General features: G+C 44.9%; 9 protein-coding genes. 2 read left to right on the forward strand and 7 right to left on the reverse strand.

What is annotated here, in order from left to right; genetic code table 11:
- The first annotated feature begins 4 nt into the window (after window positions 1-4).
- The gene (locus tag EYW48_RS12545; protein WP_176245835.1) at window positions 5-1,111 is read left to right on the forward strand and encodes a PilT/PilU family type 4a pilus ATPase; all 1,107 of its coding nucleotides are present in this window, start codon (window positions 5-7) and stop codon (window positions 1,109-1,111) included.
- A 67-nt stretch (window positions 1,112-1,178) separates the two neighbouring features.
- Here EYW48_RS12545 and ruvX read toward each other — a convergent pair whose 3' ends face one another.
- The 7 genes from ruvX to metK all read right to left on the reverse strand — a co-directional run bounded on the left by ruvX (window position 1,179) and on the right by metK (window position 6,597).
- Window positions 1,179-1,607: a Holliday junction resolvase RuvX gene (gene ruvX / locus EYW48_RS12550; RefSeq protein WP_053308735.1), complete on the reverse strand. Its 429-nt coding sequence runs from the start codon at window positions 1,605-1,607 to the stop codon at window positions 1,179-1,181.
- Window positions 1,608-1,626: 19 nt separating this feature from the next.
- Entirely contained in the window at window positions 1,627-2,190 is a 564-nt protein-coding gene (locus EYW48_RS12555) for a YqgE/AlgH family protein (protein ID WP_171979666.1), read from the reverse strand.
- Between the two features lie 53 nt (window positions 2,191-2,243).
- The gene (gshB, locus tag EYW48_RS12560) at window positions 2,244-3,191 is read right to left on the reverse strand and encodes a glutathione synthase (protein ID WP_053308733.1); all 948 of its coding nucleotides are present in this window, start codon (window positions 3,189-3,191) and stop codon (window positions 2,244-2,246) included.
- A 13-nt stretch (window positions 3,192-3,204) separates the two neighbouring features.
- The gene (gene rsmE / locus EYW48_RS12565) at window positions 3,205-3,936 is read right to left on the reverse strand and encodes a 16S rRNA (uracil(1498)-N(3))-methyltransferase (RefSeq protein ID WP_172532090.1); all 732 of its coding nucleotides are present in this window, start codon (window positions 3,934-3,936) and stop codon (window positions 3,205-3,207) included.
- 107 nt (window positions 3,937-4,043) lie between these two features.
- Window positions 4,044-4,748, reverse strand: a complete 705-nt coding sequence (locus EYW48_RS12570) for an endonuclease (RefSeq protein ID WP_277432494.1) — start codon at window positions 4,746-4,748, stop codon at window positions 4,044-4,046.
- Window positions 4,749-4,872: 124 nt separating this feature from the next.
- Window positions 4,873-5,373 carry a SprT family zinc-dependent metalloprotease gene (locus tag EYW48_RS12575; RefSeq protein WP_274681892.1) on the reverse strand — a complete coding sequence of 167 codons (501 nt, stop codon included), beginning with the start codon at window positions 5,371-5,373 and terminating at the stop codon, window positions 4,873-4,875.
- 69 nt (window positions 5,374-5,442) lie between these two features.
- A complete protein-coding gene (gene metK, locus EYW48_RS12580; RefSeq protein ID WP_053308729.1) occupies window positions 5,443-6,597 on the reverse strand; it encodes a methionine adenosyltransferase in 1,155 nt (384 codons plus the stop codon).
- A 334-nt stretch (window positions 6,598-6,931) separates the two neighbouring features.
- Between metK and tkt the strand changes: the two genes are divergently transcribed.
- Window positions 6,932-8,696, forward strand: a 1,765-nt coding sequence (gene tkt / locus EYW48_RS12585; RefSeq protein WP_277432495.1) for a transketolase, incomplete at its 3' end; no start/stop codon positions are given.

The following is an 8,696-nucleotide window of genomic DNA, read 5'->3' on the forward strand; positions in this document are numbered from 1 at the left end:
ACCCATGGAATTAAATCAATGCCTTGAGGGCATGTTAAATCAAAAAGCATCGGATCTTTATATTACGGTTGGTGCTCCGATTTTGTTTCGAGTTGATGGCGAATTGAGAGCGCAAGGTGAAAAGCTAACCACACCACAAGTGATTGATTTGCTCGATGCAATGATGGATAGCGAACGCCGTGAAGAGTTTAAGCACACTCATGAAGCTAACTTTGCGATTGTGCGTGATTTTGGGCGTTTTCGTGTCAGCGCCTTTTTTCAACGTGAATTACCGGGAGCGGTGATCCGTCGTATTGAAACCAATATTCCAACCTTTGATGACCTAAAGTTACCGGGAGTTTTACAGGATCTGTCGATTGCAAAGCGTGGTTTGGTACTGGTAGTTGGGGCTACGGGGTCGGGTAAATCGACCACGATGGCTGCGATGACGGGGTATCGCAATACGCATCGAAGCGGGCATATTTTAACGGTTGAAGATCCGATCGAGTTTGTGCATGAGCATCAACGCTGCATCGTCACGCAGCGTGAAGTTGGGTTAGATACCGAAAGCTACGAGGTGGCGCTGAAGAATTCACTTCGACAGGCGCCTGACATGATTTTGATTGGCGAAATACGTTCTCGAGAAACCATGCAGTATGCGATGACCTTTGCTGAAACGGGCCATTTATGCATGGCAACGTTACACGCTAATAATGCCAACCAAGCGTTAGAGCGAATTCTTCATTTGGTTCCTCAAGAGCAAAAAGATCAGTTTTTGTTTGATCTTTCAATGAACCTGAAAGGGGTGATTGGCCAGCAGTTGATCCGCGATAAAAACGGACAAGGACGACATGGTGTGTTTGAGATCCTACTCAATAGTCCGCGCGTTTCTGATTTGATCCGCCGCGGTGAATTGCACGAACTGAAAGCCACTATGGGGAAATCACAACAGGTAGGCATGCAGACATTTGATCAAGCGCTTTACCAACTAGTGATTGATGGCAAGATCAGCGAGCAAGACGCACTTCATAGTGCCGATTCAGCCAATGATTTACGTTTGATGCTCAAAGCCAAACGCGGTGACCGTTATGGATCCGGCTCATTAGATAATGTTCAGATTGATATGGATTAACTTTTAGCTGTTGTAAAAAGAAAAATCCCAAAACTAGTTTGGGATTAGGTATTGGAGAGTGGTGCGATTATTCGCCCCACTGCGCCTCAAACCAACTCTCTAATATGACGACCGCCGATTGGCAGTCAACATTTCCTTTACTAAGCGCTTTGTAGCCACCCATCTCAAATAAGTCGGCGCGAGCTTCTCTGGTCGATAGGCGTTCATCGTGCATTTCAACTGGCAAGCCATAACGACCTTGTAGACGTTGAGCAAATTTTTTCGCTCTCGGCGTGATGGTTTCTAGTGCTTTGCCATGCAGATCAGTAGGGAGCCCAACTACGAGTAAGTTGGGCTGCCACTCTTTGATCAATTTTTCTATGTCATCCCAATTAGGGATGCCGTCATTGGCCTTAAAAGCCTTCAACGGTGAAGCCGTTCCTGTTACCTCTTGACCAATGGCACTGCCAATACTTTTGGTGCCAAAGTCAAAAGCCATAATGGTTCTTGAAGTCATAATTACGTTCTTGATCGGTTTACGCGTGTCCAGCCAGGCCAGACAGCTGTATCGGGTCGATACCGAGTTTTTTAATCGCTTGGCTCCATTTATCATGGATTGGCGTATTAAAGATAACCTCAGGATCGGCTTCAATGGTCAGCCATGAATTTTCTGAAAGTTCCAGTTCGAGCTGACCAGGTTCCCACCCAGAATAGCCCAAGGTAACTAGATAGCTACTTGGTTCAGCATCAGTACCTAGTACGGATAGAATATCCTTCGAAGTGGTAACAGCAAGGTCATCACTCATACGAATACTCGACTCATAATGATCTTTTGGGCGATGCAAGATAAAACCGCGATCTTCTGCAACCGGTCCGCCATTTAAGACCGGCATTTTCAGGCTATCCACTTGGATCTGCGGATAACTTGGTTCGATGTTGACCTGCTTTAACATGCCCCCGACAGTGATATCTATCGGTGCATTGATCATTAGCCCCATCGCCCCTTCTTCATTATGTTCACAGATATAAATGACACTGTGCTTGAAGTAAGGATCTTGCATACTTGGCATGGCGACTAAAAAATGATTTGTAAGATTCATACTGCCTCCAACCCTTCCGCGAGTAATAGTGTAATGACTTACCCTATTAAACGTTACTTGTTGATACGACGCTCGATAGCATCCATCAACTTACCGGTAATTGAGATATCAAATGCCGCCTCAATCTCACGAATACAGGTTGGGCTTGTCACATTTATCTCAGTTAGCTTGTCGCCAATAACGTCAAGACCTACAAAAATTAAGCCTTTTTCTTTCAGTGTTGGAGCGATTGTCTGCGCAATTTTAATATCGGTTTCGCTCAGTGGACGAGCTTCACCACGACCACCAGCAGCTAGGTTACCGCGTGTTTCACCTTTCGCTGGGATACGAGCAAGGCAGTAAGGCATTGGTTCACCATCAACTACCAAAATACGTTTGTCGCCATTACTGATGTCTGGCACGAAGGTTTGCGCCATGCAGTAGTTTTGACCGTGGTTGGTCAATGTTTCAATGATCACCGAGACGTTAGGATCACCTTCTTTGACTCGGAATATTGAAGCGCCGCCCATTCCATCAAGTGGTTTTAAGATCACATCACCATGCTGCTCGCGGAAGGCTTTAATTTTCTCTGCTTTACGCGTAACAATTGTGGTTGGTGTCAGTTCTGGGAACCACGCAGTAAATAGCTTTTCATTACAGTCACGTAAGCTTTGTGGTTTGTTAACGATTAAAGTGCCTTCGTCTTCTGCGCGCTCTAAAATGTAGGTGGCGTAGATGTACTCGGTATCAAACGGAGGATCTTTACGCATCAATACTGCATCAAGTTCGGCTAATTTAATGGTTTGTTGTGATTTAAATTCATACCAGCCATTTGGATCTTCTTTCAGTTCGACGATTTTTGTATCGGCGACTGCGACGCCTTGATCTAAGTGTAGATCATTCATTTCCATATAGTGGATTTCATAACCACGGCGCTGTGCTTCAAGCAACATGGCAAAGCTGGAATCTTTTTTAATATTAATGGATGCAATGGGATCCATTACGATACCAAGTTTAATCATTGATTTTCTCCGGTTAGCCAAGGTCGCCGAAACGAACTTGAAGGGCAGTAATTGCAGTTAAGGCAGCCGTTTCAGTGCGAAGCACGCGTGGGCCTAACAGGGTTTCTTCAAATTGATATTCTTCCGTCATGCGGATCTCTTGTGCCGATAATCCGCCTTCAGGGCCAATCAATAAACGTACTTTAGTGACAGGCTCTGGCAAGGTGTTAATTGAATATTTAGCTCGTGGATGCAGGTTAAGTTTTAATGCATCACTTTGTTCTGCACACCAAGCTTCTAGCTGCATGATAGGACGAATCACCGGAACGGTGTTGCGGCCACATTGCTCACAGGCACTGATCGCAATTTTCTGCCACTGTTCGAGTTTTTTCTCGAATCGTTTAGCATCAAGTTTAACGCCGCAACGTTCAGAAATCAGTGGTGTAATAGTATTCACCCCCAACTCAACCGATTTTTGGATGGTGAATTCCATTTTGTCACCACGAGAGATGACTTGTCCAAGGTGCAAGTTTAATGGTGATTCACAGCTACTCTCTACGCGTTCTGCTACTTCGACTAACACGCCTTTTTTCGTCACTTCGCTGATAGTTGCTGGAAATTCAGCGCCACTGCCATCAAATAGCAGCACTTCTTGACCAACTTGCATGCGTAACACTCGGCCAATATGTCCAGCCGCGTCATCACTTAACGCGATGGTGCCTAGCTGCGAAATCGGGGTCGGGTGATAAATTCTAGGGATGCGCATGGTAACTTCCTGCCTGACATTGAATAGCCACTAACATGGATGCTTTTAGCTGAAAAAACAAGGGGCAAGAATGAGTTTCAGCCATCAAGATTAAACGTTTCAACGGATTATGAACCACATTGCTTTTGAACAAATGGGTTGTGGTTGCCTTGTATTTTAGCAATGCGTTGGTCACGCTTACATTCCCATGAATCTGCCGGATATTGGCGATTCCATGCCTGCATTAGCTGAGTTTGTTGTTTTGATAGCTGAAAACCATATTCTTGGCTCATGTACAAGTAGGTACGAGCAATCGAACCGCGTGCTCTATCCGGTGGCATGACTTTACGTTGCTTGAAATTGACCTGCATTTCACAGCGACCATAGGTTTCACCATCCACTCCATTCCATTGACTGAAATTGTAGTTTGAGCGATCACCGTTAACTTCTCCGATAGCGGGGGTTAAGTTGTGTAGATCCGCCTCCATAGAACGAAAAGCGCTATCATTCTTGGTGCAATTTTTACGCCCGCCACTTTGCCAGCATTGACGCTGGTGACCAAATTGCCAAGCAGGAACCACATGCTCCCATTCAATACGGCTGGCGCGGGTTTGTTGTTTACGTACTTGATAGCCACAAGCTTGTAAGTCTGGTGTACCTTTACGGCCTTGCCATTCAATGTCACAACCACAATAAAAACTAATTGGATGATCTTGATAGATCTTCAATGCTTCTTTCTTTGCTTTAGAAAATGAAGAGGGTGGTGCTGATAGTGCACTAAACGAGAGTAATGCTAAGAGCCCTGCGACAGACAATAAACGAAAATACGACATAATTTAGACTGATATAAGTATGGTTTTTCTCAGTCTAACACTCAGGATGAAGAATTATAAATGATGTTTTTATCGTTAATTTTTTGGGATGGTCATCACGAAAAGCAGCGAATAGAACACTAATTTAAGAAAGCTGTACGCCTGTAAAGATCAGAGTTTGCGAACATTGTTGGCAGCGATAAGTGGCTTGATGGCGCAACACTTTGTTATGGCGACGAATAGTCAGAGGATAGCAAGTACAGTCGCAGCGATATTCAAAGGTTTTGCCTTGCACAGAAGAGACTTCAAACCGATGAGTGGTATTGGCGGGTAAATGAAAGACTTGATTCATCACACTCTGCCACTCTTTTCCATGTGGACGGACTCGACCATAGCGTTGATAAGTAATGAGGTGAGCGATTTCATGTGCGATCACTTCATCTAAAAAAGCTTGTGTGTTTTCTGCAAATAAAATGGGATTTAAGCGAATTTCCCAACGTTGTAAGTAAGCTTTTCCAGCGACTTTGCCTCTGAGTTGGTAATTTAATGCAGGCAAAGGAAAAGGATGTTGAAAATGGTCGGATGCGATATCAATACACTGTTTAACTTTTGCTTGAGCGCGGTAATGTAACTCAAAGTTTTGCACGTATTTATTCCTAAAAAGCCCTTACTAAAAAGTAAGGGCTTGTGTATTTTTTATCTACAATGCAGTTGCTTATTTCAAGCCAGCGAATTCACGAAGAATAGCGGCTTTATCTGTTGCTTCCCAAGGGAATTCTTCACGACCAAAGTGGCCGTAAGCGGCAGTTTTCTTGTAGATTGGTTGTAGTAGGTTCAACATTTCTTGTAGGCCGTATGGGCGTAGGTCGAAGTGTTGACGTACTGCTTCGATAATGATCTCTTCAGAAACTTTTTCAGTACCAAATGTTTCAACCATGATAGATGTTGGATCAGCAACACCAATTGCATAAGAAAGTTGAATTTCACAACGGTCAGCAAGGCCTGCAGCGACGATGTTTTTCGCTACATAACGTGCTGCGTATGCTGCACTACGGTCTACTTTTGATGGATCTTTACCAGAGAATGCACCACCACCGTGACGCGCTGCGCCGCCGTAGGTGTCAACAATGATCTTACGACCAGTTAAACCACAGTCACCCATTGGTCCACCGATAACAAAACGGCCGGTTGGGTTAATAAAGAATTTGGTTTCTTTGCTGAGCCATTCTGTTGGCAATACTGGCTTGATGATCTCTTCCATTACCGCTTCGCGTAGGTCTGGTGTAGAGATAGAATCACAGTGTTGAGTTGAAAGAACGACTGCATCAATACCAACGATTTTTCCTTGGTCATATTGGAAAGTAACCTGAGATTTTGCATCAGGGCGTAACCAAGGAAGAGTACCGTTTTTACGAACTTCTGCTTGTCTTTGTACCAAGCGATGAGAGTAGGTAATCGGTGCTGGCATTAGGATTTCTGTTTCGTTAGTTGCGTAACCAAACATGATACCTTGGTCACCAGCGCCTTGCTCTTTAGGATCGGCTTTATCAACACCTTGGTTGATGTCTGGAGACTGCTTACCGATAGTGTTCAATACGGCGCATGAGTTTGCATCGAAACCCATGTCTGAGTGCACATAACCGATTTCACGTACTGTTTGACGAGTTAATTCTTCAATATCAACCCATGCTGAAGTGGTCACTTCGCCACCAACCATCACCATGCCTGTTTTTACGTAAGTTTCACAAGCAACACGAGCTTTTGGATCTTGTTCTAAGATGGCGTCAAGGACAGCGTCAGAGATTTGGTCTGCAATTTTATCTGGATGACCTTCTGATACGGATTCAGAAGTAAACAGGTGCTTAGCCATGAGAGCTCCAATTTAAGTAGTTGGTCGGTGACAAGTCGCTAGCAACTTACCACCTCAATTCATTAATTTATGTAGGTGTTTCTACATCTAGACGTCTATTCTAGTTTTGAATGGTCGAATTACAAGTAATTTTTTTCTGATCTGAAAGCCAAACGATTGCTTAAGTTTGCTCAAAATTTTTTGAATTTGGGTTAATATCCTAAAAATAAGCCACAAACAGCCGGATTTCCTCAGTAAAACGTTTGCAGTGATAAAAGTGCTTTGAGAGAATAGCCGCGCTGTTTTCAGCCCAATTTCGTTACTTTGAATTCGCTTAATGCACTCAGGAGCAGACATGTCTTCCCGTAACCTTCTTTCTAATAAAGAACTAGCCAATGCAATCCGCGCTCTTAGCATGGATGGCGTTCAACAAGCCAACTCTGGTCACCCAGGCGCACCAATGGGGATGGCTGATATCGCTGAAGTACTTTGGCGTTCTCACCTAAATCACAACCCACAAAACCCACAATGGGCAGACCGCGACCGTTTCGTTCTTTCCAACGGCCATGGCTCAATGTTGATTTACTCTTTGCTGCATCTAAGCGGTTACGAGTTATCGATTGATGATCTGAAAAACTTCCGTCAACTGCATTCAAAAACCCCAGGTCACCCAGAATATGGTTATGCACCGGGTGTTGAAACGACTACAGGTCCACTAGGCCAGGGCATTACCAACGCGGTTGGTATGGCGATGGCAGAGAAAGCACTAGCCGCACAATTTAATAAAGAAGGCCACGACATCGTCGACCACTTCACTTATGTATTCATGGGTGATGGCTGCTTGATGGAAGGTATTTCTCATGAAGCTTGTTCTTTAGCGGGTACGTTAGGTCTTGGCAAGCTGGTTGCTTTCTGGGATGACAACGGCATTTCTATTGATGGTCACGTTGAAGGTTGGTTCTCTGACGATACACCTAAACGTTTTGAATCGTATGGTTGGCACGTTATTCCTGCGGTTGATGGCCACGATGCTGAAGCTATTAATGCGGCAATTGAAGCGGCGAAGGCTGAAACTGGTCGCCCAACTTTGATTTGTACTAAAACGATTATCGGTTTTGGTTCTCCAAATAAAGCGGGTTCACATGACTGTCATGGCGCGCCTCTTGGTGCGGAAGAAATTAAAGCGGCTCGTGAATTCCTAGGTTGGGAACACGGACCGTTTGAAATTCCTGCTGATATTTATGCACAGTGGGATGCAAAAGAAGCAGGTCAAGCAAAAGAATCCGCTTGGAACGACAAATTTAAAGCATACGCTGCGGCATATCCAGCGGAAGCGGCAGAACTGAAACGTCGTTTAAATGGTGATTTACCAGCGCAGTGGGAAGAAAAAGCCAGCGCAATTATTGCCGACTTGCAAGCTAACCCTGCCAATATTGCATCACGTAAAGCGTCACAAAATGCGCTTGAAGCCTTTGGTGCAATGCTACCAGAATTTATGGGCGGCTCTGCTGACTTAGCACCTTCTAACCTTACTATGTGGTCTGGTTCTAAATCGCTGACGGCGGAAGATTTCTCGGGTAACTACATTCACTACGGTGTGCGTGAGTTCGGTATGACTGCCATCATGAACGGTATTGCGCTTCATGGCGGTTTCGTTCCTTACGGCGCGACGTTCCTAATGTTTATGGAATACGCACGTAATGCAATGCGCATGGCCGCTCTGATGAAAATTCAGAACATTCAAGTGTACACGCACGACTCTATCGGTTTGGGTGAAGATGGCCCTACGCACCAACCGGTTGAGCAAATTGCTTCACTGCGTTTAACACCAAACATGAGCACATGGCGTCCATGTGACCAGGTGGAATCAGCGGTAGCTTGGAAACTGGCGATTGAGCGTAAAGATGGCCCATCTGCGCTTATCTTCTCTCGTCAAAACCTAGCACAGCAAGAGCGTACCGCTGAGCAAGTGGCTAACATTGCTAAGGGTGGTTACATCCTGAAAGACAGCGATGGTAAGCCTGAGCTAATCCTAATTGCGACAGGTTCAGAAGTTGAGCTAGCAGTGAAAGCCGCAGAGCAACTAACCGCAGAAGGTAAGAAAGTACGCGTGGTATCGA

This window comes from Vibrio sp. 1180_3, from assembly GCF_029478545.1.
GTDB classification, from domain to species: Bacteria; Pseudomonadota; Gammaproteobacteria; order Enterobacterales; family Vibrionaceae; genus Vibrio; species Vibrio aestuarianus.

Coding starts and splice junctions, on each gene's coding strand:
- metK (WP_053308729.1), bottom strand. CDS start 6,597: ATGGCTAAGCACCTGTTTACTTCTGAATCCGTATCAGAAGGTCATCCA.
- EYW48_RS12555 (WP_171979666.1), bottom strand. CDS start 2,190: ATGAATCTTACAAATCATTTTTTAGTCGCCATGCCAAGTATGCAAGAT.
- gshB (WP_053308733.1), bottom strand. CDS start 3,191: ATGATTAAACTTGGTATCGTAATGGATCCCATTGCATCCATTAATATT.
- rsmE (WP_172532090.1), bottom strand. CDS start 3,936: ATGCGCATCCCTAGAATTTATCACCCGACCCCGATTTCGCAGCTAGGC.
- EYW48_RS12545 (WP_176245835.1), top strand. CDS start 5: ATGGAATTAAATCAATGCCTTGAGGGCATGTTAAATCAAAAAGCATCG.
- ruvX (WP_053308735.1), bottom strand. CDS start 1,607: ATGACTTCAAGAACCATTATGGCTTTTGACTTTGGCACCAAAAGTATT.
- EYW48_RS12570 (WP_277432494.1), bottom strand. CDS start 4,748: ATGTCGTATTTTCGTTTATTGTCTGTCGCAGGGCTCTTAGCATTACTC.